The following is a 25,728-nucleotide window of genomic DNA, read 5'->3' as shown; positions in this document are numbered from 1 at the left end:
TTCTGGGTTTTTTTGTATGTGATCAAGCAGAAAAGGAGCGGTTGACAAGTGAAGGGGACAGTAAAAGTCAATGACGTGATCGGACGCATTTCTAAACACATTTATGGGCACTTTCAAGAGCATTTAGGAAGAGGGATTTATGACGGGATTTGGGTAGGAAAAGACTCAGAGATTGATCATATTGAAGGGATTCGTACCGATGTGCTAAAGGCGCTTCAAGCATTACATATTCCGGTGCTGAGGTGGCCGGGGGGCTGCTTCGCAGACGAGTATCACTGGGCAAATGGTGTAGGTGATCTCAGTGAACGAAAGCCGATGGTCAATACCCATTGGGGTGGTACGGTTGAATCTAATGCATTTGGGACACATGAATTTATGACATTGTGTGAGCTGCTTGAATGTGAGCCTTACATTTGCGGCAATGTGGGAAGCGGGTCTGTTCAAGAATTAGCCGATTGGGTCGAATACATGACATTTCCAAAAGGGACACCTATGTCAGACTGGCGCATTCAAAATGGAAAACAAGAACCTTGGAAGCTGACCTATGTTGGTGTAGGCAATGAAAGCTGGGGCTGCGGCGGGAATATGACGCCTGAATACTATGCAGATTTATATAAACGCTATCAAACGTACGTAAGAGAATTTGCAGGGCAGCGTATTTATAAAATCGCCTGCGGTGCGAACTCTAATGACGTGAATTGGACAAAAGTATTGATGGAGCGGGCTGCACCGTGGATGGATGGGCTCAGTTTACATTATTACACCGTACCTGGTACATGGGAGAAAAAGGGGTCAGCGACTGAATTTGATGAAGATGAATGGTTTATCACGCTGAAAAAGGCTTATGAGATGGAACGGCTTGTCGAAGACCATGGAGAAATCATGGATCGTTATGACCCAGACAAGCGAATCGGGATGATTATTGATGAATGGGGGACATGGTATGACCCAGAGCCAGGAACAAATCCTGGGTTTTTATATCAGCAAAACACGCTAAGAGATGCCCTTGTGGCCGCCCTCCATTTTCATATTTTTCATCGCCATTGCGAGCGGATTCATATGGCAAATATTGCTCAGACGGTCAATGTGCTGCAAGCGATGGTATTAACAAAGGACGAAAAGATGCTTCTGACACCTACGTATCATGTATTTCACATGTTTCAAGTGCATCAAGAGGAAGAAGCGCTTGAAGTGGAGTTCGTTTCACCGCCGTATGAACGAAGAGGTGAAAAAATTCCTCAGGTCAGTGTGTCAGCCTCGCGTTCATCAGGGAAGATGCATATTAGCTACTGTCACTTGAATCCGCATGAACAAACAGAGATATCCCTTGCCATTGCAGGGATTGATGAACAAACGAAAGTCACTGGACGTGTGCTGACGGCCGATCGCATGAATGCCCATAATACATTCGATGAACCTCATTCTGTTCAGCCAAAAGACTTTCAGCAAATGACTGTAAAGTCCGGCGAATTAACAGTGGAGCTGCCGCCAATGTCAGTGGTCATGATAACTGTCGACCTCGCTTAATTGCATATTTCGATGTTTGATGAGAAGAATGTTGGGGCATCATACATTGTAAATGAAGCGGAAAGGGTGTCATGTCATATGCTTAGAACCATTCTAATGATCATCGGTGCGATTGTTGTTATTGGTGCGATTATACGGTTTGTTTTTTAATTCATTTCCTAAAAAATGATTCGTAAGCATTTCATTCGCAAGTCACATTGGTAGATGCTATACTAAAAAGCATAATTTACATTGGAGGAATGAATAATGGCAATCGTAAAAGCTACTGACGCAACATTTTCACAAGAAACTGCAGAAGGTGTTGTTCTTGCAGACTTTTGGGCACCATGGTGTGGACCTTGTAAAATGATTGCTCCAGTTCTTGAAGAACTTGATCAAGAAATGGGCGACAAAATGAAAATCGTAAAAATTGATGTAGACGATAACCAAGAAACTGCTGGTAAATACGGCGTTATGAGTATCCCAACACTTCTTGTTTTAAAAGACGGTGAAGTTGTAGAAACTTCTGTTGGTTTCAAACCAAAAGAAGCACTTGCTGAACTTGTCAACAAACATCTATAAACCGATCTATGTCCAAGCGGCATAATCATTGAAGCGGTTCTCGTAAAGACGAGAGCCGCTTTTCTTTCAACATGGTATAAAACAAATGTTCGTGATACACTAGAAGGAGTGAAAGAGGAAAACAAGGACGGATGAAAATATGAACAAACTAATTAAAGAAAAGCTGTCAGTCCTGCCGGATCAACCAGGCTGTTACTTAATGAAAGATAGACAAAATACGATCATTTATGTGGGAAAAGCAAAGGTTTTAAAAAACAGGGTGCGCTCTTATTTCACTGGATCACATGACGCCAAAACGCAGCGGCTTGTCAGTGAAATTGAAGATTTTGAATACATTGTCACCTCTTCTAATATCGAGGCGCTTATTTTAGAGCTGAATTTAATCAAAAAATATGACCCAAAATACAATGTCATGCTCAAGGATGACAAGACGTATCCTTTTATAAAAATTACGAATGAACGCCATCCTAAGCTGATCGTCACCCGCAATGTAAAAAAGGACAAAGGGAAATATTTCGGTCCATACCCAAACGTACAAGCAGCTCGAGAAACAAAAAAGCTGCTCGACCGCTTATATCCACTGAGAAAATGCGCCACCCTTCCTGACCGCGTCTGTCTTTATTATCATCTTGGACAATGTCTTGCGCCATGTGTGTATGACATTTCCGAGGAAACGAATAAGCAGCTCGTGGACGAAATCACAAGGTTTCTAAACGGGGGACATCAGCAAATCAAAAAAGAACTCACCGAAAAGATGCAGGAAGCCGCTGAAAATTTAGAGTTTGAACGGGCAAAAGAACTGAGAGACCAAATCGCTTATATCGACTCAACGATGGAAAAACAGAAAATGACGATGAGTGATTTATCAGATCGAGATGTCTTTGCCTATGCCTATGATAAAGGCTGGATGTGTGTCCAGGTTTTCTTTATCAGACAGGGGAAATTGATTGAACGTGACGTGAGCCTGTTTCCAATGTATCAGGACCCTGAAGAGGAGTTCCTCACGTTCATGGGGCAATTTTATGAAAAGAACAACCATTTTCTGCCGAAGGAAATTCTGGTGCCGGACAGTGTCGATCAAGAGATGATTGAGCAATTGCTTGAGACGAACGTTCACCAGCCGAAAAAAGGAAAGAAAAAGGATTTGCTTTTACTTGCGCATCAAAATGCCAAAATCGCCTTAAAAGAAAAATTTTCGCTCATTGAGCGTGATGAAGAGCGGACAATTGGTGCGGTGAAGCAGCTCGGGGATGCGCTTAATATTTATATGCCATACAGAATCGAGGCATTTGATAACTCAAATATTCAAGGAGCAGATCCGGTTTCTGCCATGGTCGTCTTTCAGGACGGGAAACCCTATAAAAAGGAATACCGAAAATACAAAATAAAAACCGTCTCAGGGCCAGATGATTATGCATCCATGCGTGAAGTCATTAGAAGACGATATACCCGCGTGTTAAAGGATGAACTGCCGCTGCCAGATTTAATTTTAATTGACGGAGGAAAAGGACAGATCAACGCAGCTATCGATGTGCTTGAAAATGAATTGAATCTGTCTGTCCCGGTCGCAGGTCTTGTAAAAGATGAAAAACACCGGACTTCAAATCTCATGATGGGAGATACACTTGAAATTGTTGCGCTGGAGAGAAATAGTCAGGCCTTTTACTTATTGCAGCGCATCCAAGATGAAGTGCACCGCTTCGCCATTAGCTTTCACCGGCAGCTGCGCGGAAAAAATGCATTCCAGTCTATTTTAGACGATGTACCAGGTATCGGAGAGAAGCGTAAAAAGCAGCTCCTCAAACATTTTGGCTCTGTGAAAAAGATGAAAGAAGCCTCTATCCAAGACTTTCAGGAGGCTGGCATTCCGAAACAGACGGCTGAACTTTTAATGGAAGCATTAAAAAAATAGATTGTACTTTTACCAAAAGTCTGTTAAGATGTGACTAATTTAATAAATGAACGTGTTGTTTGTTGAAGATAGAGGTGCGAACTTCAAGAGTAAGCCTTCGGAGATCGATGGGATCTAAGAAGAGGGCTGAAAGGGGAGCGTCGCCGAAGTGAATAAAATCCACTCATTTTATTCGCTGGCTGTACATTGAAGAAATGTAGGGCTGTCAAGAATTCATTTCTTGGAGGGCTATCTCATTGTTTGCATCGTTTAATGATGATTTTAAAGCAATGGGAGATTTGTTCTCTCATTGCTTTTTTATTTGCAGTGAGCGGCCAGTCTCCAAAGCTGCCTCTTCTCTCACACGTGAACTTTTGAAAAAGGGTGGTAGACATGGGACTAATTGTACAAAAATTTGGCGGAACTTCCGTTGGATCGACAGAAAAAATTCGCAATGCCGCAGAGAGAGTGATCGCTGAACGCGAGGCAGGACATGATGTGGTTGTGGTTGTATCAGCGATGGGCAAATCAACGGATGTTCTAGTAGACCTAGCGAAAGAACTCACAGACGATCCAAGCAAAAGAGAAATGGATATGCTGCTCGCAACGGGTGAGCAGGTGACCATTTCATTATTAGCGATGGCGCTCCAAGCAAGAGGTTATGATGCCATTTCCTTTACAGGCTGGCAGGCTGGTATGAAAACAGAGCATGTACACGGAAATGCAAGAATCGTGGACATTGATGAATCAAGAATAAAAGATGAATTAAGTGCGGGGAAAGTCGTTGTTGTGGCAGGCTTCCAAGGAATTGCAGATGACTTACATATCACAACTCTTGGCCGCGGCGGATCAGATACAACAGCTGTGGCACTGGCTGCCGCACTAAAAGCTGATAAATGTGATATATACACAGACGTACCAGGAGTGTTTACGACAGATCCGCGTTATGTATCATCTGCGCGGAAACTTGCAGGTATTTCATACGATGAGATGCTTGAGCTGGCTAATCTAGGAGCTGGGGTTCTGCATCCAAGAGCTGTTGAATTTGCGAAAAATTATCAAGTCCCGCTAGAAGTCCGTTCTAGTATTGAAAATGAATCGGGTACGTTAATTGAGGAGGAATCATCCATGGAACAAAACTTAGTTGTCAGAGGCATTGCATTTGAAGATCAGATTACACGTGTGACAGTGTGCGGGCTTTCAAGCGGTTTAACAACATTATCGACCATTTTTACGACGCTTGCGAAACAGAATATTAATGTCGATATCATCATTCAGTCGGTCACAAGCACCAACCAGACTTCCATCTCTTTCTCTGTCAAAACGGATGATTTGTCCAAAACAGTTGAAGTATTAGAAGAATATAAAGGGGCGCTTGGCTACGAGCAGATTGAGACAGAAAGCAAATTAGCGAAAGTATCCATCGTGGGATCTGGAATGGTCTCAAATCCAGGGGTAGCTGCTGAAATGTTTGCTGTGTTAGCGCAAAAAGACATTCAAGTGAAAATGGTCAGTACGTCTGAAATCAAAGTCTCAACGGTCGTTGGCCGTGATGATATGGTCAAAGCGGTTGAAGCGCTGCATGACGCGTTTGATTTATCAAAGGTGAGCGCCGCTGCTCACTCTTAAAAAGGTAAAGAGGTGATCTTATGAAAGAGGGTCGCCTCTTTTTTCTATATGGAAACGGCTGAAACGGGCGTAAACCTATTCATTAAGTATGCTATGATAGATGTAGACATATAAAAAAGGCGTGACCTGAAGTCCGCGCCTTTTATCAAGAGTATTAGCTAGGGTCTCTTAAATCCCATTTAACGGTTAAAATGACTTTCTCAGCACGCTTTTTCACTTGTTCATAGGATTCAGCCACGTGCTCATTCAGAAGCTGAATTTGTTCAGCAATAAAACCCGCTTCCATCTGAAAGCATGGCTCCTTTTGATAGGTGAGTCGATTGGATACTAGTGGACCTTCGAGCTCAAACTCAATTTCCTGTTTTTTCGAATGGACCATTGTGAGAGTCCCCCATCCGGCATCATGGAAAAATTCGGGGATCTTCTCCCATGATTCTTGAGGAAATTTACGAGCAAGCAGTTTACCCGCAAAATACATCATAGATGAATGGTCCTGACCAAGAATATCAGGCAGCAGAACTTCGCGTATCAGCTCGTAGGCAAATCCATTGACTTCAATTTCTTTTAGCTGTTCTAAGTTAGATTCGAATTTATTCATTGTACGGCTCCCCTCTTTCAACAATTTATTATAGCTTATGTGGGCATATGATGACAGAGTTTTCCCTGAAGTCTAAGAAATTCTTATTGTAGTAAAACGAATTTTGATTTAAAACTTTTAAATTTCGGAAAATTTTAATTTATGTACGCGGTTTCTTGACGCTTTTTTGACATAGGAGTAAAATGAAATTGTCAATAAATTTGAATAAAGTGCTTACAATTGAAAGAAGCGGGGGTAAGACAATTTTCAAGCAATTGCACTTTTTTTACTAGGGGGTAAAGTAATGTCGGGGAACAAAGAATTTTTTTATCGGAGATTGCATTCTTTGCTTGGCGTCATTCCGGTCGGTCTATTTTTAATACAGCACTTAGTGGTTAACCACTTTGCGACAAATGGACCAGAGGCGTTTAACAAAGCTGCACACTTTATGGAACAGCTTCCTTTCAGATATGCACTTGAGCTGTTCGTGATTTTCTTACCACTGATCTATCATGCTGTTTATGGGGTGTACATAGCCTTTACGGCACAAAACAACACGTCTCGCTTCAGTTACTTAAGAAACTGGCTGTTCAGATTGCAAAGGATTTCAGGTATTATCACATTGATTTTTGTCTCTTGGCACGTATGGGAAACACGAATTCAAGCTCAGCTTGGAGCTGAAGTCAACTATGACATGATGGCGAATATTTTAAGCTCTCCATTTATGCTAGGTTTCTATATTGTCGGCGTTTTATCTACTATTTTCCACTTTGCTAATGGCTTGTGGTCATTTGCTGTCAGCTGGGGAATTACCGTTTCACCACGCTCACAACGAATCTCCACATATGTGACATTAGGTATATTTATAGCGCTTTCATATGTAGGGCTAAGAGCAATTTTCGCTTTTGTTTAAGAGGAAATAGATTAGTAGAAGAGGGAGAGGGGCTACAATGAGTAATTCTAGCATCATCGTTGTCGGAGGCGGCTTAGCTGGTCTCATGGCAACTATTAAAGCAGCAGAAGCGGGAACAGCTGTTCAACTATTTTCAATCGTACCTGTGAAACGTTCGCATTCTGTATGTGCACAGGGCGGAATCAACGGAGCGGTCAATACAAAAGGTGAAGGGGATTCACCTTATGAGCATTTTGATGACACTGTATACGGCGGAGATTTCTTAGCCAACCAGCCGCCAGTAAAGGCAATGTGTGAAGCAGCACCGTCCATTATCCACTTACTTGATCGTATGGGTGTTATGTTTAATAGAACACCAGAGGGATTATTGGACTTCCGCCGCTTCGGGGGAACTCAGCACCACCGTACAGCGTTTGCTGGAGCTACAACAGGCCAGCAGCTATTATACGCACTGGATGAGCAGGTTCGCCGCTATGAAGTAGCAGGACTTGTCACGAAATATGAAGGCTGGGAATTCCTTGGCGCTGTTTTAGATGACGAGGAAGTATGCCGCGGGATTGTCGCGCAGAATTTGACGACAATGGAAATTGAATCCTTCCGTTCAGATGCAGTCATCATGGCAACAGGCGGTCCTGGAATCGTTTTCGGGAAATCAACAAACTCTATGATTAACACTGGATCTGCAGCATCTATCGTCTATCAGCAAGGTGCACATTATGCAAATGGAGAATTCATTCAAATTCACCCAACAGCGATCCCAGGAGATGACAAGCTTCGTCTTATGAGTGAATCGGCTCGTGGTGAAGGCGGACGTGTTTGGACATATAAAGACGGGAAGCCTTGGTACTTCCTTGAAGAAAAATACCCAGCATACGGGAACCTTGTACCACGTGACATCGCAACGCGTGAAATCTTTGACGTATGTGTCGAGCAAAAGCTTGGCATCAACGGAGAGAACATGGTATATCTGGATCTTTCTCACAAAGATCCAAAAGAGCTTGATATTAAGCTTGGCGGAATCATTGAAATCTATGAAAAATTCATGGGTGACGACCCGCGTAAGCTGCCGATGAAAATCTTCCCAGCTGTTCATTACTCTATGGGCGGATTATGGGTCGATTATGATCAAATGACGAATATCAAAGGTCTATTCGCTGCCGGAGAATGTGATTATTCAATGCACGGCGGAAACAGACTTGGTGCAAACTCACTTCTTTCTGCGATTTACGGCGGAATGGTCGCTGGACCAAATGCGGTGAAGTACATTAGCGGTCTTGAAAAATCTGCAGAAGACCTTTCTTCTGCACTATTTGACAGCGCCGTGAAGAAAGAGCAGGAGAAATGGGACAACATCCTCAGCATGGACGGAACAGAAAATGCGTACGTGCTTCATAAAGAGCTTGGAGAATGGATGACGGATAACGTTACAGTGGTTCGTTACAATGACAAACTCTTAAAAACAGATGAGAAGATCGAAGAACTAATGGAGCGCTACAAGAAGATCAACATCAATGATACCGCATCATGGAGCAACCAAGGCGCTGCCTTCACGCGTCAGCTTGACAACATGCTACAACTGGCAAGAGTCATTACGATCGGGGCATATAACCGGAATGAAAGCCGAGGCGCACACTATAAACCGGAATTCCCAGAAAGAAACGATGAAGAATTCCTTAAAACAACGATGGCTACGTTCAAAGGAAAAAATCAAAAGCCTGCATTCCACTATGAGGACGTCGATGTATCGTTAATTGCACCTCGTAAACGAGATTACTCGAAGAAAAAGGTGGAGAAATAAGATGAGTGAAAAAAACACAATTCATTTCATAATCACACGTCAAGATACAGCAGATGGAAAGCCTTATGATGAGGAATTCGAAATCCCTTACCGTCCGAATATGAACGTCATTTCTGCACTCATGGAAATTAGACGTAACCCGGTCAATAAACAAGGTGAAAAAACAACGGCGATCAACTGGGACATGAACTGTCTTGAAGAGGTGTGCGGAGCTTGTTCTATGGTCATTAATGGAAAACCACGCCAGTCATGTACAGCCTTGATTGACCAGTTAGATCAGCCGATCCGTCTTCAGCCGATGAAGACATTCCCGGTCGTGAGAGACTTGCAGGTTGATAGAAGCCGCATGTTCAACTCCTTGAAAAAAGTAAAAGCATGGGTGCCGATCGATGGCACATATGATCTTGGACCTGGACCAAGAATGCCTGAGAAAAAACGTCAATGGGCGTATGAACTTTCTAAATGTATGACATGTGGTGTCTGCCTTGAAGCTTGTCCAAACGTAAATGATAAGTCTTCCTTTATGGGCCCTGCTCCGCTTTCGCAAGTTCGTCTATTTAACGCACATCCGACAGGTGCGATGAATAAGTCTGACCGTCTAGAAGAAATTATGGGAGACGGCGGTCTTGCGAACTGCGGGAACTCTCAAAACTGTGTGCAGGCTTGTCCGAAAGGAATCCCGCTGACAACGTCAATTGCAGCACTTAACCGAGATACAACATTACAAGCTTTCCGTAACTTCTTCGGAAGCGATCACGCAGAATAACATCACATTCAGTCCTCTTTGCCAATCATGATGAGTGTTTACAAGAGGCTGGATGGAACACAAAATAAACGCCTCTTCCAATATGGGAGGGGCGTTTATTGATGAATAAGGAGATGATGAAGTGAGACTTCCATCATATATTGAGGAACCATTTGAAGAATGGAGAGCATCCTTTCGATTTTATGTCGAAACGACTGTCCGTTTTTCAGAAACGGATATGTTCGGCCATATGAACAATGTCACCCCTTTTGTCTATTTTGAAGAAGCACGGATTGCCTTTTTTCAAAAAACAGGAATTGTGGATAAACGAATGAAACGTGTGAGAGAGACGATTACAGTCGTGGCAAATCTGCAATGTGATTACATCAAACAGGTGGAGATTGGGGAGCGGCTTCGTGTGTATGTAAAGCCGGAAAAAGTCGGATCAAGCTCACTTATCCTTCATTATTTAGGAGAAAACGAGCAGCAGGAACCATGCTTTACAGGCTCAGTCACCATGGTGCAAATTAATAAAGAAACAGGCGCATCTGTCCCATTTACAGAGGAAGAAAAAGAGACATTTCAAGCTCAGCGAAATGGGTAGCATGCAGCCTCAGCAACGTGTAAGCTTCATTTTGTTATAATAAAAAGATCATATCAAGAAGAACAAAAGGAGAACACATGAAGATTTTTCAATATGACACCATTGATAGTACAAATAATGAAGCGAAAAGGCTCATTCAGCAAGGAGAAAAACCTTCATTTGCTGTCTATGCACATCAGCAGACAGAAGGAAGAGGCAGGCTAGGCAGACCGTGGGAAACACCTGCAGGGAATGTCGCTTTGACCATGACAGTTTTGCCGCCAGAAGAACTCTCCACCCAGTCAACGATTGCTCCGCTGACGGCACTAGCGATCTACGATGTACTCAAACCTCTCATCAGGGCTGAGGATCAGCTGGCGATCAAATGGCCAAATGATATTCTCATCAATGAAGCAAAGGTATCAGGCACATTGATTGAAGCGGACCGTACCGCCATTTATATCGGGGTTGGCATCAATGTGAAGACAAAGCCGGAGCATGTTCCGTACAAAACCATTTGCCTATCAGAGCTTACAGAGGTGAATGCCGATCAGCTTGTGAAGGAACTTGCCGCCGCTTTTGAAAAATATCATACACGCTGGAAGAATGAAGGGTTTGAAACACTCACTTCCCTCTATAACAAACGGTTATATCGTCTTCATAAACCGCTGCGGATTTCGTTAGACCGTGAAAAACAAACATGGGAAGAGGGCATTTGCTACGGAGTCAACAGCTACGGTCATCTCCAGCTCAAAGATGAGAAAGGGCAGATAAAAGCTCATTCTGCCGGAGATATAGATGCACCGCTTCAGCATTAAAAAAAGCAGACGATATTCTCGTCTGCTCAGCGTGTAGACAAACCCTCGCATTCGTTGTCAGGTCTGCGCTCCGGTACTCACGAATGTCACATTCGCTCCGCTCCTGTGCTCGTCCTTCCTAGACTTCAAAGGTTTTCTATCACGCTGAATAGAAGACAAAGGGCTAAAAGAAAACCCTTTTAGCCCTTTGTCAACAATCTGAGCAGACTATATTCTCGTCTGCTTTAAGCTTCTCTTTTAATCTGAGGCTGAATCACATAATCTTGTTTTGTGAAAACAACTCCGTCTAGAATTTCTCTTGCAGTTCGAATGACTTTGACTCTGTTTTGAGAGATGTCAATTTCCGTTTGCATAATCCCGGCAGGATGCCCAATACGAAGGGTGTCATCTTGACCTTGGAACAGCTGAGAAGGAAGCGTTTCATCCAAGAAACAGCTGGCCGTCACGCAGACAGAACCGGTAATGGCAAGTGCTTGGTGCGGTCGTTGCATCGATAGCATACGAACGATGATGTCCATATCTTCTGCTCGTCTCAAGATTCCATTTGTATCTACATAATCAGCAGGCTCGCTAATGAGCGCAAGCTTTGGAACAGCTGGAGACTGTAATGTGGCCATTTCTTTTGGTGCAAAGTGACACATTTCAGCAGCGAGAGAACGAATTTCTTCTAAATCATCCAGTAATTCGTCTGTAAACTCTTCAGGTAATTCAGTTCCTTTTAATTGAATATCTTTCGCGCGAATAAAGGCAATTGGATTTGCAATGTCAACGATCGAGATTGGAATCTCCCCAAACTTTGTTTGAATCGTATCAATTTTGTTTTCAGTCGGATAGGTTTTACCTGTGACAGCTCCTTCAGGTTTCTCAAAGGATAAATAAATGGGAGAACCAGTTCCTTTTACGCCTGGAATTTCTGCCTGTCCTTCAAATTTTACTTCCCCATTTTCAACTTCGACCTCTGCCGTAATGACTTTATTTGTATTGGTATTGAGGATACGTACAGTCGTAATGGGCTCAACTGCTTGAACAAGTCCTTTAATGATCGCATATGGTCCAACGGCTGATGAGATGTTCCCGCAGTTTCCTTTAAAGTCGACATATCTCTCATTAATACTGACCTGTGCAAATGTATAGTTCACATCCACATCCGGGCGTGTGGCTTTATCGATAATGGCCACTTTACTTGTTAAAGAATTACCGCCGCCGATCCCATCGACCTGCAGCCGGTCAGGACTGCCCATAATGTCTAATAGAAATGCCTCGAGCTCATCGTGTTCATATGGTGCATTGTCAGCGTGAATGAATACTCCTTTGCTTGTACCGCCTCGCATGATTGTGATTGGAACTTTTCTCATGACTCTCACCCTCAATTTTTAATTAACTGTTTATCTAACCAAAATGGTAAAGTATAATAAGAAATAAGTTAAATACATTATTTTGAGAGAAATCAATAAAAATATTTTATAATTAGTAAAAAAGGAGGGCATACAATGGATGAAAAAGATTGGCGGTTTTTAAAGGTACTTTATGAAGAAAAGAACATCACAAAAGCGGCAGAAAAATTATTTGTCTCTCAGCCTGCCTTAAGCTATCGATTGAAACAGCTTGAAGAGGAGTTTGATATGAAACTTTTCTTTAAAAGAAAACGAGGAATTGAATTTACATCAGAGGGCGAATACTTGGCTAAATACGCAAATGACATGCTCAAACAGCTGCAGCAAACGAAAGATGGCATGCTCAATATGCAAAAAAAGGTCAAAGGAACGATTCGGTTAGGGGTCTCAAGTAACTTTGCCCAGTATAAACTGCCAGAAATATTAAAAGAATTTTCTAAGCAGTATCCACATGTTCAATTTATGGTCAACACAGGCTGGAGCACAAAGGTAATGGATTTATTAGGAACATCAAGTGTGCATTTAGGGATTTTAAGAGGCGATTATGACTGGAATGGAGAGCGTTTTTTGCTTGATAAAGAGCGTCTTTGCATCATTTCAAAATCAGAAATTCAGCTAAAGGATCTCCCGAATCTGCCGCTCATTGACTATCATACAGACAGTTCATTAAAACGGCTGATTAACAGATGGTGGCAGGAAACATTCACAATGCCTCCGCTTGTCACGATGGAGACAGACCGTCAGGATACATCAAAAGAAATGGTGAAGCATGGTTTAGGCTATGCCATTGTCCCAGAAATTTGCCTCAGACCAAGTGATGAGTTATTTGTAAAAGGACTTTCGTATAAAGATGGACAGCCTGTTTTAAGAGATACATGGCTCATGTACCAGCCAGACTCACTTCATTTGTCTGTGGTGAAAGCGTTCATTGAGTTTTTAAGAAATCAGCAAGGTTGATTATAAAAGAAATTTATTGAATATACGAAAAAATCGATATTTTCATTATAAAAAAAGCTATTATATCCTTGAAATAGAAAGCGCTAACATATAGATCGCAAGTGCAAAGGGGCGCTTGCAGATCATGTAAAGAAGAGGATGGAGGGATATAAAGTGCTAGCTATTTTAGGGATCTTGATGGTCTTGACATTTACATTTCTCATTATGACAAAACGTATGCATCCGGTGGTGGCTCTAACCGTTGTACCTATCATATTTGCATTGATCGGCGGCTTTAACAAAGGGTTAGGGGACATGATGCTTGATGGACTGAAAACTGTTGCACCATCAGCTGCTTTATTGTTATTTGCGATTTTATTCTTCGGTGTCATGCTGGATGCTGGATTGTTTGATCCTCTGATTAAACTCATTCTACGTATTGTAAAAGGTGATCCTGTCAAAATTGCTTTTGGGGTAGCGATTTTGTCTATGCTTGTTGCATTAGATGGTGATGGAACAACAACGTACATGATTACCGTATCAGCTATGCTGCCACTTTTCTTAAGAATTGGGATGAACCCATTAATTTTAGGAACAATTTCATTATTATCATTAGGAATTATGAGCGGAATGACGCCATGGGGCGGTCCAGCTACTCGTGCAATCGCGGCGCTTGGATTAGATGCAGGCGAATTTTTCATTCCATTACTCCCAACGATGGTTGGAGGCGGTCTTTTTATACTTTTTACTGCTTATGTACTTGGGAAAAAAGAAAGAAAACGGATTGGGATTGCAGAGATTCAGTACAAAGAAGAGCCGTCCATTTCTCCTGAATTGGCTGCATCAATTGAAGATGGAGTAGCTGATATCAAGAGACCGAATCTGATTTGGATTAACTTCTTCCTTACAGTTGCTGTCATGGTCACACTCGTCATGGATATCATACCAATTCCTGTACTCTTCTTAATTGGATTTGTCATCGCTCTGATGATCAACTATCCAAAGGTTGAAGATCAGCGCGAGCGAATTTTATCTCATGCAGGAAACGCATTAACGGTTATCACACTTGTATTTGCAGCAGGAATTTTCACAGGGATTTTTTCTGGAACAAAAATGGTTGAGTCCATTGCCAATTTGGTCATTTACATGATTCCGGATTCCTACAGCTCATTTTTCCCGCTGATTGTTGCTTTGACGAGTATGCCATTTACATTTGTGCTCTCAAACGATGCTTACTATTTCGGAGTGCTGCCAATCTTGGCTGAAGCCGGCGCAGCTTATGGGATTGATCCGGTGGAAATTGCACGTGCCTCTATCATAGGGCAGCCTGTTCACTTACTGAGTCCGCTTGTAGCTTCAACACTGCTGCTTGTCAGTATGCTGAACAAAGATATTGGTGATTTGCAAAAATATGCACTGCTATGGACCGTGTTAACTGCCCTTTTTACAACACTTATTGCATTGTTAACAGGCGCCATTTCAATCTTTTAAATACTACGCAAAAAAGGACGATGTCTCGGGGAGGAGACTCGTCCTTTTTTGCGTGGAGGAAAGCGCAGAAATTGGACGCTGATATGCGGGATTTCTTGATTTTAACGTCACCTACCTCAGGCACCCGGCATATGATATCTCGACTATACAGAATCCCATTCTATAGAGACTAGAGCTCTCACCTTAGCAAGGAGGGTTACAATACTTGAAGGAGAAAGAGTTTCAATCCAAGCCGCTATTAACCAAAAGAGAAAGAGAAGTATTCGAATTGCTCGTCCAAGATAAAACAACTAAAGAAATTGCAAGCGAGCTTTTTATTAGCGAAAAGACTGTTCGAAATCACATTTCGAATGCCATGCAAAAGCTAGGAGTCAAAGGCCGTTCACAGGCCGTAGTCGAGCTTCTGCGTATGGGTGAGCTAGAGCTCTAAAGTCAGCCGGTTTTCCTTCCATATCGGGAAGGAACCGGTTATTTCTATATAGTTTCCATGAGTCTCTTCTTGCATTTTCTTTAAAAAACGAGGAAAATAGACATATACGTTTTAATCAAAGTGAGATGCTATAGTGAGGTATCAATAAAATGGAAACGAATGAATCAGGCCATGTTGCAGAGATTGAAAAATCATTGCGCCACATTGCCGCAATTATTAAGCAAAAAGGCAGAGAAATCCTCAATCAATATACGATTACACCTCCACAATTCATCGGGCTTCAGTGGCTTTATGAATTCGGAGATATGACAATAGGCGAGCTGTCACAAAAGATGTACTTGGCTTGCAGCACAACCACTGATTTAATTGATAGAATGGAAAAAAGTGAACTTGTCGAACGGGTGAAAGATCCATCTGACCGCCGCGTGGTTCGCATTCATTTATTGCCTGAAGGCGAGCGGATCATTCAAGAAGTGATTGCTAAACGCCAAGAATACGTCAGTGAACTTCTAGGGGCTTTCTCAGAAGAAGAAGCCATCGTTTTCAACCAATCCTTAACGAAACTACAGCAGCAAATGAAAAGAAAATGAGGCGATTTTGTTGGATCAACCAATCGGCGTCATTGATTCCGGCGTCGGCGGTTTAACCGTTGCAAAGGAAATCATGAGACAACTGCCAAAAGAAAAAATTATTTATGTAGGCGATACAAAACGATGTCCATATGGCCCGCGGAAAGAAGAAGAAGTTCTTCAATATACGTGGGAAATGGCACACTACTTACTAAAACACCACCATATTAAAATGCTCGTCATTGCATGCAACACAGCAACGGCGATCGCACTAGATGAAATCAAAGCAACGCTTGATATTCCGGTCATTGGCGTCATTCAGCCTGGCGCCCGTACAGCGATCAAGGTGACAAATAACCAGCATATTGGCGTTATTGGCACAATCAATACGATCAAAAGCAAGGCATACAAAGAAGCGTTGCTGTCACTAAAAGCAGGTCTAACGGTTCAAAGTCTGGCGTGTCCGCTCCTTGTTCCATTTGTGGAAAGCGGTACGTTTTTAGATCAGACAGCAGAGGCAGTGGTGAAAGATTCCCTTGAACCGATGAAAGAAACAGGAATTGATACACTTATTCTTGGCTGCACACACTATCCGATTTTAAAAGAGCCGATTCAGCGCTTTATGGGCAGTGATGTCAGCATCATTTCATCAGGAGATGAGACAGCGAGAGAAGCAAGTACGATTCTTTCATATAAAGGGCTTTTAAATACTTCTAAAGAAACGCCTGTCCATACATTTTACACAACAGGGCAGCAGCAAAATTTTCAAAACATCGCTCGTGACTGGTTTGGCTACCTGCCAGGGAAGGTCGAAACCGTGTCACTTGAACACATCTACCAGCAATAACCCGCTTCTATTTGAAGTGGGTTATTTTTTTATGAAAAGGGTCTAATCCTCTGGGGGAGCTCGTATACATAGTAGTACAAACTACTAGAGGAGGGTGAAGTATGCTGAAAAAAGGATCTACAGCAGCTGTTACGTGTATCGCGTCAGCCATGCTTTTGTCAGGATGCGGATTGTTTCAAACAGACCAAGCGAAAACAGAGATTGATCCACCACAAAACGTCACATATGTGAAAGAAAATAAAGAAGATAAACAAACAGCCAAAGAAGGAAAAGAAGAGAAACAGGCAGATACGGTCATGAGAGAATTATATTTAATTGATAAAAACGGGTATGTCGTCTCTCAATCCATTCCACTGCCGAAAAATGAAGGAAGTGCCAAACAAACCCTTGAATATCTCGTGGACGGGGGACCTATTTCTAACTTAATGCCGAATGGCTTCAGAGCAGTGCTGCCAGCGGATACGCGCGTATCTGTCGATATTAAAGATGGAACGGCGGTTGTGGATTTTTCAAATGAATTTAAAAACTATAAAAAAGAAGACGAGCAGCGGATTTTGCAATCTGTCACTTGGACGTTAACTCAGTTTGATTCCATAGCCAAAGTCAAATTGAAGATGAATGGACATGAACTAAAAGAAATGCCAGTGAACGGTACACCTATCTCAGATGATTTAAGCAGAGAAGACGGTATTAATATCCAGCACGAGGCTGCTGCTGATATGACAGCGACAAAGCCAGTGACGGTTTACTATTTAGCTGAATCTGATGAACAGACGTACTACGTTCCGGTGACCAAAAGAGCGCCAAAAGACGAGGATGATCCGATTACAGCAGCGATTGATGAGCTCGTTTCTGGACCAAGCAAAAAAAGCCATCTGCTTACAGACTTTGATCAAGATGTGAAGCTGAATGATGTACCAAAAGTAAAAGATGGCCATGTGACACTTGATTTCAACGAATCTATTTTTGGCAGTGCAGATGAAAAGAAAAAGGTCATTTCACAAAAAGTTCTTGATAGCATTGTGCTCACATTAACCGAGCTGCCGGACGTCAAAAGCGTATCTGTCAAGGTGAACGGCAAGGCTGAGCTTGTGAACGAAAAAGGAGCAGAGCTCACAAAGCCGGTTTCACGACCAGAACAAGTGAATACAGGTAGTTTTTAACGTCATACATTGATATAATGAAGAAAAAGAGGCATGCATATTCGCTGCCTCTTTTTTATTCCAAGCGATTAGAACGAGCTGAGGTTGTCAAAGTTAGTAGGAGAACCCCGCTGGCACCCGCGAGGAATGTATATCGTAACGGAGGTAAAACATGAGATTAGATGAAAGACAATATGACGAATTGAGAAAAATTGAAATAGAGACAGGCTACATCACACATCCAGAAGGCTCTGTCTTAATCTCAGCGGGAAATACGAAGGTGATTTGTAACGCATCGATCGAAGACCGCGTACCTCCTTTTTTAAGAGGAGAAGGAAAAGGCTGGATTACAGCAGAATATAGCATGCTTCCAAGAGCAACTGCACAAAGAACGATAAGAGAATCATCTAAAGGAAAAGTCACAGGACGTACGATGGAGATTCAGCGTTTAATTGGACGAGCACTCCGCGCAGTCGTTGACTTAGAAAAGCTTGGCGAACGCACCATTTGGATTGATTGTGATGTTATTCAAGCAGACGGCGGCACACGCACAGCATCCATCACAGGTGCTTTTGTTGCCATGACACTTGCGATTCAAAAGCTACGAGCTGAAGGAGTCATCAAAGAAAACCCGATTACTGATTATTTAGCGGCGATATCCGTCGGAATTGATTCTCAGCAAGGTCTTCTGTTAGATTTAAACTATGAAGAAGATTCTTCTGCTGAAGTAGATATGAATGTCATCATGACAGGCGCTGGTCGCTTTGTTGAACTTCAAGGAACAGGCGAAGAAGCGACATTCTCAAGAGAACAGCTAAACGGACTGCTTGATTTAGCCGAAAAGGGCATCAAAGAATTAATCGAAAAGCAAAAAGCAGTAACAGGAGAAGTCATCGAATAAAGAGAAGGGTTTGATCAGGATGAAAACAGCCATCATTGCAACGCACAATGCGGGCAAAGCGAAAGAATTCAAAGCCATTCTTGAGCCAAAAGGATTCACGGTCAAAACACTAGCAGACATTGGCTTTACTGAAGAAATTGAAGAAACAGGACAAACCTTCGAAGAAAATGCCATCATCAAAGCGGAGGCCATTCAAGCCAAAGCAGGTGAAATGGTCATTGCAGACGATTCCGGTCTGTCCATTGATTATCTGGGCGGAAAACCTGGCGTGTATTCAGCGAGATACGCAGGTGAGCATAAAGACGATGCGGAGAATGTGGAAAAAGTGCTGAGCGAACTTCAAGGCATTGAAAAAGAAGACCGCACAGCCAGGTTCAGATGTGCCCTTGCTGTCAGCATACCGGGAAAAGAAACAAAGACGGTAGAAGGATCAGTAGAAGGCTTCATCGCTGAAAAACCTATCGGCGAAAATGGCTTCGGATACGACCCAATTTTCATCGTCAAAGACAAAGACCAGACGATGGCCGAGTTATCACCAGAGGAGAAAAACAAGATCAGCCATCGAGCGGTCGCGCTTCAAAAGCTTTCATCACTGCTAGACGCAAATGAATAAGGGGGAATGAAGCCATGAAGATACTCATCATTAGTGACAGTCATGGACTCACAGACGAACTTCAAACCATTGCCGAACGGCATGAGGCTGAAGTTGACATGATGATTCACTGCGGAGATTCAGAACTCGAAACGAACCACCCAGCACTCGAAGGATACAAAGTCGTCAAAGGAAATTGTGACTTTATGGGCGATTTTGAAGAAGAGCTCCTGCTCCCACTTGATGGAGGCGGAAAACTATTTCTCACTCACGGACATCTGCATGGCATCAAACAATCCTTGCTTCAAGTCTACTACCGTGCAGAAGAGCTGGGCGCAGACATTATCTGCTTTGGCCACTCGCACATTCCAGGCAGTGAACTGCTAAGAGGAAAACTCCTCATTAACCCAGGCAGCGTGCACTTGCCAAGAGTGCGAAAAGAGCGCAGCTATGCTATACTGACACTAGATGGAAGCGAAGCAAACGTACAGTTTTTCACGGACGAAGGTCAGGCCATACAAGACCTCGAAAACACTGTCACATTGGAAGGTATTTCATAAGGGTGCAGCATTTGCCCCTTATGAAAAAACTTTCGAAAAACCGTTGACTTTAAAGAACAATAGTAATATAATAAATCTTGTCGCTGAGGTAATACACCAAAGCACAATACATAACAACATGTCCCAGTAGCTCAGCAGGATAGAGCAACGGCCTTCTAAGCCGTCGGTCGGGAGTTCGAATCTCTCCTGGGACGTACTTTAAAAGAGCCTGAAACCCTTATTTAATAAAGGGTTTCAGGCTCTTTTGTTCTTTGGAACATAAATTCGTAACTCGCTTCAAAACAGGGTTTTGAGAGCGGGTTTATTTTAAGTATTTCCGTTCCCTGTTTTTGTTTCAAAGAAGCGTAAATTGACATAGTTGTATCCATTTTTGTATGCCCTAACCGTTCCTGAATAACTGCGATTTATTTAAATGATTGGATAATTCAGTTCATAATTTGGGTAGCAATAATAAGGCGGTCTACGTCCAATTTCAGACATTGGCCATGAATGCTCCATATAAACCATAGTAACTTTTTTCATTGAATGATTCACAAGTAATAACTCTACTTCTGGATTAAATTCATACCTCAATCCAATGACCTCCTTATATTAGGAATGTGTGGATTCCCCACCGTCAACATGCAGCACTTGACCTGTAACAAAACGTGAATCATCAGAAGCTAGATAAACAAATGTTGGTGCGAGTTCAAATGGATGGGCAACTCGTTCCATTGGGTTAAACGCTCCATATACAGCCACTTGGTCTGACGAGAAGCTTGCTGCAATGAGTGGCGTCCAGATTCGACCTGGAGCAACGGCGTTTACACGAATTCCTTGTTTTACAAGATTTTTAGCCAAAGCACGTGTCCAACCAACAATTGCACCTTTTGTGGCTGTATAATCAATCATTTGCTGCTCACCTACATACGTTACGACTGAAGAAGTACCGATAATAGAACTGCCTGGTTTTAAGTAAGGAAGCGCTGCTCTGGTTGTGTAAAAATGTGAGTATATGTTGACTTTAAAGGTGTCATCGAATTGTTCGTCTGTAATGTCAAGCAGGCTGGGTTGTTGAAATTGGATACCAACGTGGTTACATAGAATATCTAGACGTCCGAAGGTTTTTACTGTTTTCTCTACAATGGTGATACATTGCCTTTTATCTCGCAAGTCTCCTGGCATCAATAAACAACGTTGCCCAAGTTCTTCAATTCTTGCTTTTGTTCTATTAGCGTCTTCGTGTTCATCTAAGTATGCAATCGCAACGTCAGCACTTTCCTTTGCGAAGGCAATGGCTACGGCTGCACCAATACCGCTATCCCCTCCTGTAATAAGAGCAACTTTTCCCGCTAACTTACCACTCCCTTTGTAATTTGTATTTTCAATAATTGGAAGTGGTACCATTAAGCCTTCTACACCAGGATGCCGAAGTTGACGTTGTTCAGGTAAATTAATTGGGATTTCTTCATAGCGTGTGATTTTTCCGTAATTAGGGTACATGGGATAAGGTTGAGTTTTCATTTTCTCTAGAAACATCTGTTGCATTTGTTTTATTTGTTGCAACTTACGCTCATCAGATTCTTGTGTCATTGAATTCCCTCCAAACGTACTTATTCCCTTTTAATATCTATGTTGTTTACTGCTAATCCAAGTATTAATAATGAATAAACTTGTGAAGGAGTTATTTGAAGGGTTTCAGTAAGCTTATTTAGAAGCAGAGAGGGGCTAAACAAGCCTATCAGCCGCAGCAGTGCATACAATATATTGAGAGAGGCAGCGGAGTATGTTGGCCTCGATAGCATAGGGACACATACACTAAGGAAAATGTTTGGTTACTGGCATTATAAAAAATTCAAGGATGTGGCCTTGCTGCAAGAAATATTCAACCATTCAAGCCCGGATATTACACTGAGATATATCGGGATCACACAAGACACAATGGATAAAACAATGGACGATTTCGGCTTATAGGCTCATCTGTTCAAACGAAAACGCGTTTTTTGTTCGACAAATTTTGCAAACCATTTCATTTATTTGTTTTCTGTCGATAGAAAGATGGAGGTGATATATAAATGATTTATAGGTTTATATTCACGAAATAAAGCATCCATCGTTATGCTTTTTCTAACGATCTTATCTGTGTGTTAAATATTTATCGGCAGCTAAAACCAGTTTTAAATAAGGTTTATTTAGTTTTAATTGAATTTAAATAATAGGGAGATTTCAAATGAAAAGATTATTTCTTGTTTTATCTGTACTTATAGTTACATTATTTGGTTGCTCTAATCAAAGTGTTTCGAGTAGTTCTAAGTCTAGTAGTAATAACAAAAAAAAAGTATCAAGTGAAGAAAAAGAGACTAAAAAGCAGCATAATCTTTCTAGTGAAGACAAAAAAATCATTAATCTTATTAAAAATAAAGAATTTGATCATGTTATTAAAGAGACTGGGGAATTACAAAATGAATTTAAAAAAGATTATTACTTTATAGCTTCTGCTTACAAAAAGTTAGAACAGTTAAAAGGTGCTAAAGTGAGTTTAGATAATTATGATGATTATACTTATGTTGATGCAATGTTAGATAAAGTAAAATACAAAAACAGTCATGCAGATTTAGATTTTCTTCAAACTCAAGAAAATAATAAAAAACACATAGATGCTTTGCAAAATGATAAAGATGATCAAATTCAAGAAAATATTAAGGAAATAGAAGAAGCAGAAAAGTATTCTGCTATAAGGGAAAGAGCAACTGTGATAGAAGAGAGAACTAATAGTCCTCAAAGTGTTTCTGTTGGTATGTCTAAAGAAGAAGTATTAATTGAAGGATGGGGGAAGCCTGAAAAGATAAACAAAACTCAAACAGCAGATCATACTATGGAGCAGTGGATTTATAAAGGGAATAAGTATTTATATTTTGAGAATGGGATTCTAAGCACCATATCAAATTGAAATAGGTGTATAGAGTTAGTTGAAAGTCCTCGATATTAAACGTGGGCTTTTTTTGAGATTATTTTCATCAACTCACCATATCGAGAAAATGTCCAACTCATTTTAAGGAAATGACTGAGCAGCAACAGGGGCAAAGGATTTAGCAATTCCCTGAGTTAGACACAATATTAGATATGGTGAATTGGTGGATAATGTGGATAAATATTAATTTATACAAGTAGTGTTACATAATGGATTAAACAATATTGAAGAGGTGTAACAAATGGATAATGAAGTATTAATAGCAATTATTGGAGGAGTTATAACCTTATTGGTGGGGGTATTAACTGCCGTAGCTAGTTATAGTGGTGCAAGGATTCAAATAAAAAAGAGTGAAGAGAAACTCAAGAAACAAGAGAAAGAAGCTATTGATTTTAGTAAGAAAATAATTGAAAAATTTATTTTGCGGGAAATTGAAGATAATTTCTACTACTTAAGAGGTGAAGTTTTTGAATTGGATTTTATAGTTGGATCAAGTAATCACAAAAAGGCTCCTGGCCCTATGCCCTTTGAACACCTTAACTTTACCGAATTCAATAAAGTTAAATATGAACTCATAAAATATCAAAGTGATATAATCACAGAAGAATTGATATTTATGAAGCATTTCAGATTCTAAAGAGCTATCAAGGATACGTTAAAGCAATGAATGACAATGAATTTCAAAAGTTTAAGAGAGGTTTTAAATTGTGCACAGATAGGTTTGGTAGCGATATTTAAAAATGGCACACTTTTGGCACGATCTTGGCAAAGCATTTTGTCTGAGAGTGGTTATGATGGTATTAGGTGATAAATGGAGAGTGGCTTCCATTGAGAGATCGTTATTATTTGAAAAGTTCCAAACGGTCTTGAATTGTTGACAAAAAAGATAGGAGAAGAATAACTTGGATCAGTTTTCATTTATACAAAATGCTGTAAGTAAAGGGAAGTTATCGAGCGATTTGTTTTCTGTTTACATGGATATTGCATCGACATTTCAGAATTATGAAACAACCTTAAATTATTTTCATGAAAAAAGTGAAGAAGATGTAGGTGCTATGAATAGTTCAAACGGTCAGCATATTATAATAAAACCCATTATAGTTCCTTCTGTTTCCAGTGCGTTATTTACTGGAATGTATGGTGATTTTGAATACTTTCTCAATTTAATTTGTAATGCTCATAAAACAAAGCACGATTATAAGATTGATCTAAAAGATATAGCGGGAAATGGAATTGAAAGAGCTGTTTTGTATTTAACTAAAATTGCTCAAGTTAGAGATTTAAAAAATACTCTTGAATGGAATAAATTAAGGCACTGGAATAAGGTTAGAAATATTATTGTTCACAATAATCGTGTTATAAGAAATAAAGCAGATGAAGATTCAATTATTTTTTTAAACCTTAATATTAATAAAAAGCAAAATAGAGTGTATCTAAATATAAGTGATTGCAAAAGATTTCATGATCTTATATTGAATTTTCTTAGGAAATGTATTTAATAGAAAAATATTTGAATGTATGTATATTTGTATCTATAAGCATCCTTTGGGGTGCTTTTTATTTTGTGGAGGGAATCAGATTAAATGAAAAAGCCATTGAAACCATGCAACGAACCTGGATGTCCTCAACTAACGCGCGAAGGATATTGCCAGCAGCATAATAAATTGAAGCCTTTATACGATCTGCACCGTGAATCATCTGCACGTCGCGGATATAATAGCCGATGGCGTAAAGCGCGTGACGGTTATTTAACAAAGCATCCTTTGTGTCAGTCTTGCATGTTAAAAGGTAAACGTATTGCGGCTACAGTAGTAGACCATATCAAACCACATAAGGGAGATAAAAAACTATTCTGGGATTCAACTAACTGGCAGCCGCTGTGCGCGTCCTGTCACAGTAGGAAGACCGCTAAAGAAGATGGAGGGTTTGGGAATGGATAATCAAAAGTATGTATGCGATCAATGCGGAACAACATTTATTATTAGATTCGGTTCTAGGGTTATGAAGATAGGTCGTGGTATCAAACGTCATCTGCTAGTGTGTCTGAGATGTAAAGCTGAGTACACTTCCTACTATACAAACGAGGAAATCAGAAAGCAGCAAAGCAAAATCAGTAAGCTATATGATGCTATTCGAATGACGAGGAACAAGAGTCTACTTGATCAACATTATAAGAAAATGGATTCAATACAAGCAGATTTAGAAAGAGCCATGAATCAGCTTCGCATCGAAGGTGAAGGCCCCCTAGCTTAAATCCCTAGAAACGATTTGCCATAGACCGCGTCTTCCTCAACAGTTTGAAAAATTCTCTAATCCTGAATAACGATAAATGGTTTTGTATCTACGATAAGCCGAATTGGTCAGCAAAGCACAAAAAAGTAAAGTCGGGTGAAGCATTCACGATTGATTACAGTTAATGAGGCAAAAATGTACATACTGAAATCAGACCATTATATTACAGCTGCTTCAAAATATGTTGAAGTAAAGCAGAAGTAAAAGAAAGCCCTTCCGACACGGAGGGGCTTTTCAATGTTATTCATCGCTGTCAAATTCCCATAATTTTTGACCTTCTACTAAATATACAGCCTTAGGTGGATCATCATAAAGGGAAATTTCCACATAAGAATTTCCTTCTTGTATTACCCAATTACATACCCTTCCTTCATTATGAGTAGGGTGGGCAATGATGTCCTTGACAATAAAGGCAACTGCGTAATATTCTGTATAATTTATATCGTCGTCTTCTAGACCATTATCTGTTTCATAGAGTGCATCTGGTTTTCCGATAATCTGTAATCCGTTTTTCCACTCTAATCGCAAATCGTTGGCACCATATTTATTTAATATTTTGATTAAAGAGTTATATCCCAAGAG

At 41.0% G+C, this 25,728-nt stretch carries 27 protein-coding genes, 1 tRNA gene, 1 pseudogene and 1 riboswitch; of the genes and pseudogenes, 25 read left to right on the top strand and 4 right to left on the bottom strand.

Annotated elements, in window-relative coordinates:
- Window positions 1-48 precede the first annotated feature (48 nt).
- The 4 genes from EV579_RS08830 to EV579_RS08815 all read left to right on the top strand — a co-directional run bounded on the left by EV579_RS08830 (window position 49) and on the right by EV579_RS08815 (window position 5,608).
- Window positions 49-1,527, top strand: coding sequence for an alpha-N-arabinofuranosidase (locus EV579_RS08830; RefSeq protein WP_073206871.1), 1,479 nt, complete (start codon window positions 49-51; stop codon window positions 1,525-1,527).
- 246 nt (window positions 1,528-1,773) lie between these two features.
- Window positions 1,774-2,088 (top strand): thioredoxin, encoded by a 315-nt coding sequence (trxA, locus tag EV579_RS08825; protein WP_007501629.1) that lies wholly within the window; start codon window positions 1,774-1,776, stop codon window positions 2,086-2,088.
- A gap of 139 nt (window positions 2,089-2,227) precedes the next feature.
- Window positions 2,228-4,000: an excinuclease ABC subunit UvrC gene (gene uvrC / locus EV579_RS08820; protein WP_024423216.1), complete on the top strand. Its 1,773-nt coding sequence runs from the start codon at window positions 2,228-2,230 to the stop codon at window positions 3,998-4,000.
- A gap of 61 nt (window positions 4,001-4,061) precedes the next feature.
- Window positions 4,062-4,239: riboswitch (Lysine riboswitch) on the top strand.
- Between the two features lie 133 nt (window positions 4,240-4,372).
- Window positions 4,373-5,608, top strand: coding sequence for an aspartate kinase (locus tag EV579_RS08815; RefSeq protein ID WP_103131856.1), 1,236 nt, complete (start codon window positions 4,373-4,375; stop codon window positions 5,606-5,608).
- 154 nt (window positions 5,609-5,762) lie between these two features.
- Here EV579_RS08815 and EV579_RS08810 read toward each other — a convergent pair whose 3' ends face one another.
- Window positions 5,763-6,206: a YslB family protein gene (locus EV579_RS08810; RefSeq protein WP_024423214.1), complete on the bottom strand. Its 444-nt coding sequence runs from the start codon at window positions 6,204-6,206 to the stop codon at window positions 5,763-5,765.
- Between the two features lie 283 nt (window positions 6,207-6,489).
- Between EV579_RS08810 and EV579_RS08805 the strand changes: the two genes are divergently transcribed.
- The 5 genes from EV579_RS08805 (at window position 6,490) to EV579_RS08785 (ending at window position 11,042) form a co-directional block, all read left to right on the top strand.
- On the top strand, window positions 6,490-7,098 hold the full coding sequence (locus EV579_RS08805; protein WP_024423213.1) for a succinate dehydrogenase cytochrome b558 subunit: 609 nt from the start codon (window positions 6,490-6,492) through the stop codon (window positions 7,096-7,098).
- Window positions 7,099-7,135: 37 nt separating this feature from the next.
- On the top strand, window positions 7,136-8,896 hold the full coding sequence (sdhA, locus tag EV579_RS08800) for a succinate dehydrogenase flavoprotein subunit (protein ID WP_073206868.1): 1,761 nt from the start codon (window positions 7,136-7,138) through the stop codon (window positions 8,894-8,896).
- Window position 8,897: 1 nt separating this feature from the next.
- A complete protein-coding gene (sdhB, locus tag EV579_RS08795; protein WP_041115060.1) occupies window positions 8,898-9,662 on the top strand; it encodes a succinate dehydrogenase iron-sulfur subunit in 765 nt (254 codons plus the stop codon).
- Window positions 9,663-9,783: 121 nt separating this feature from the next.
- On the top strand, window positions 9,784-10,245 hold the full coding sequence (locus EV579_RS08790) for an acyl-CoA thioesterase (RefSeq protein WP_056768074.1): 462 nt from the start codon (window positions 9,784-9,786) through the stop codon (window positions 10,243-10,245).
- Window positions 10,246-10,322: 77 nt separating this feature from the next.
- Window positions 10,323-11,042 (top strand): biotin--[acetyl-CoA-carboxylase] ligase, encoded by a 720-nt coding sequence (locus EV579_RS08785; protein ID WP_133744278.1) that lies wholly within the window; start codon window positions 10,323-10,325, stop codon window positions 11,040-11,042.
- A 224-nt stretch (window positions 11,043-11,266) separates the two neighbouring features.
- Here EV579_RS08785 and EV579_RS08775 read toward each other — a convergent pair whose 3' ends face one another.
- On the bottom strand, window positions 11,267-12,397 hold the full coding sequence (locus EV579_RS08775) for a 2-methylaconitate cis-trans isomerase PrpF family protein (RefSeq protein ID WP_133744277.1): 1,131 nt from the start codon (window positions 12,395-12,397) through the stop codon (window positions 11,267-11,269).
- A 135-nt stretch (window positions 12,398-12,532) separates the two neighbouring features.
- Between EV579_RS08775 and EV579_RS08770 the strand changes: the two genes are divergently transcribed.
- The 10 genes from EV579_RS08770 (at window position 12,533) to EV579_RS08725 (ending at window position 20,098) form a co-directional block, all read left to right on the top strand.
- Window positions 12,533-13,393, top strand: coding sequence for a LysR family transcriptional regulator (locus EV579_RS08770; RefSeq protein ID WP_024423208.1), 861 nt, complete (start codon window positions 12,533-12,535; stop codon window positions 13,391-13,393).
- Window positions 13,394-13,546: 153 nt separating this feature from the next.
- Window positions 13,547-14,863 (top strand): CitMHS family transporter, encoded by a 1,317-nt coding sequence (locus EV579_RS08765; RefSeq protein WP_024423207.1) that lies wholly within the window; start codon window positions 13,547-13,549, stop codon window positions 14,861-14,863.
- A gap of 205 nt (window positions 14,864-15,068) precedes the next feature.
- Window positions 15,069-15,293, top strand: coding sequence for a spore germination transcription factor GerE (gerE, locus tag EV579_RS08760; RefSeq protein ID WP_003184172.1), 225 nt, complete (start codon window positions 15,069-15,071; stop codon window positions 15,291-15,293).
- A 149-nt stretch (window positions 15,294-15,442) separates the two neighbouring features.
- Window positions 15,443-15,883 carry a MarR family winged helix-turn-helix transcriptional regulator gene (locus tag EV579_RS08755; protein WP_024423206.1) on the top strand — a complete coding sequence of 147 codons (441 nt, stop codon included), beginning with the start codon at window positions 15,443-15,445 and terminating at the stop codon, window positions 15,881-15,883.
- 7 nt (window positions 15,884-15,890) lie between these two features.
- Window positions 15,891-16,709, top strand: a complete 819-nt coding sequence (racE, locus tag EV579_RS08750) for a glutamate racemase (protein WP_481747241.1) — start codon at window positions 15,891-15,893, stop codon at window positions 16,707-16,709.
- A 101-nt stretch (window positions 16,710-16,810) separates the two neighbouring features.
- Window positions 16,811-17,872: a GerMN domain-containing protein gene (locus tag EV579_RS08745; RefSeq protein ID WP_024423204.1), complete on the top strand. Its 1,062-nt coding sequence runs from the start codon at window positions 16,811-16,813 to the stop codon at window positions 17,870-17,872.
- Window positions 17,873-18,023: 151 nt separating this feature from the next.
- Window positions 18,024-18,752 (top strand): ribonuclease PH, encoded by a 729-nt coding sequence (gene rph, locus EV579_RS08740; protein ID WP_024423203.1) that lies wholly within the window; start codon window positions 18,024-18,026, stop codon window positions 18,750-18,752.
- Window positions 18,753-18,762: 10 nt separating this feature from the next.
- Entirely contained in the window at window positions 18,763-19,365 is a 603-nt protein-coding gene (locus EV579_RS08735) for an XTP/dITP diphosphatase (RefSeq protein WP_162860205.1), read from the top strand.
- 14 nt (window positions 19,366-19,379) lie between these two features.
- The gene (locus EV579_RS08730; protein ID WP_024423201.1) at window positions 19,380-19,904 is read left to right on the top strand and encodes a YfcE family phosphodiesterase; all 525 of its coding nucleotides are present in this window, start codon (window positions 19,380-19,382) and stop codon (window positions 19,902-19,904) included.
- 120 nt (window positions 19,905-20,024) lie between these two features.
- A tRNA-Arg gene (locus EV579_RS08725) sits at window positions 20,025-20,098 on the top strand.
- 397 nt (window positions 20,099-20,495) lie between these two features.
- Here the strand turns inward: EV579_RS08725 and EV579_RS08720 are convergent.
- Entirely contained in the window at window positions 20,496-21,476 is a 981-nt protein-coding gene (locus tag EV579_RS08720) for an SDR family oxidoreductase (protein WP_133744275.1), read from the bottom strand.
- A gap of 114 nt (window positions 21,477-21,590) precedes the next feature.
- Here EV579_RS08720 and EV579_RS08715 point away from each other — a divergent pair.
- The 6 genes and pseudogenes from EV579_RS08715 to EV579_RS08690 form a co-directional block, all read left to right on the top strand.
- Window positions 21,591-21,857, top strand: a pseudogene (locus EV579_RS08715) (tyrosine-type recombinase/integrase); the annotation flags it as partial.
- Between the two features lie 256 nt (window positions 21,858-22,113).
- On the top strand, window positions 22,114-22,833 hold the full coding sequence (locus EV579_RS08710) for a hypothetical protein (protein ID WP_133744274.1): 720 nt from the start codon (window positions 22,114-22,116) through the stop codon (window positions 22,831-22,833).
- 262 nt (window positions 22,834-23,095) lie between these two features.
- The gene (locus tag EV579_RS08705; protein ID WP_133744273.1) at window positions 23,096-23,491 is read left to right on the top strand and encodes a hypothetical protein; all 396 of its coding nucleotides are present in this window, start codon (window positions 23,096-23,098) and stop codon (window positions 23,489-23,491) included.
- 265 nt (window positions 23,492-23,756) lie between these two features.
- Window positions 23,757-24,353: a hypothetical protein gene (locus EV579_RS08700; RefSeq protein WP_126681507.1), complete on the top strand. Its 597-nt coding sequence runs from the start codon at window positions 23,757-23,759 to the stop codon at window positions 24,351-24,353.
- Window positions 24,354-24,437: 84 nt separating this feature from the next.
- A complete protein-coding gene (locus EV579_RS08695) occupies window positions 24,438-24,794 on the top strand; it encodes an HNH endonuclease (RefSeq protein ID WP_133744272.1) in 357 nt (118 codons plus the stop codon).
- Window positions 24,787-25,107 (top strand): transglycosylase, encoded by a 321-nt coding sequence (locus tag EV579_RS08690; RefSeq protein WP_133744271.1) that lies wholly within the window; start codon window positions 24,787-24,789, stop codon window positions 25,105-25,107. Before EV579_RS08695 ends, EV579_RS08690 begins: the two co-directional genes overlap by 8 nt.
- Before the next feature lie 279 nt (window positions 25,108-25,386).
- Here the strand turns inward: EV579_RS08690 and EV579_RS08680 are convergent, their stop codons facing one another.
- Complete coding sequence (locus EV579_RS08680) at window positions 25,387-25,725, bottom strand: hypothetical protein (RefSeq protein ID WP_133744270.1); 339 nt, start codon at window positions 25,723-25,725, stop codon at window positions 25,387-25,389.
- Window positions 25,726-25,728 lie beyond the last annotated feature (3 nt).

The organism is Bacillus sp. BK450 (assembly GCF_004364885.1).
Lineage (GTDB): Bacteria > Bacillota > Bacilli > Bacillales > Bacillaceae > Bacillus > Bacillus safensis.
The sequence above is the reverse complement of the archived record's forward strand: the minus strand, read 5'-3'. Positions and strand labels throughout refer to the sequence as shown.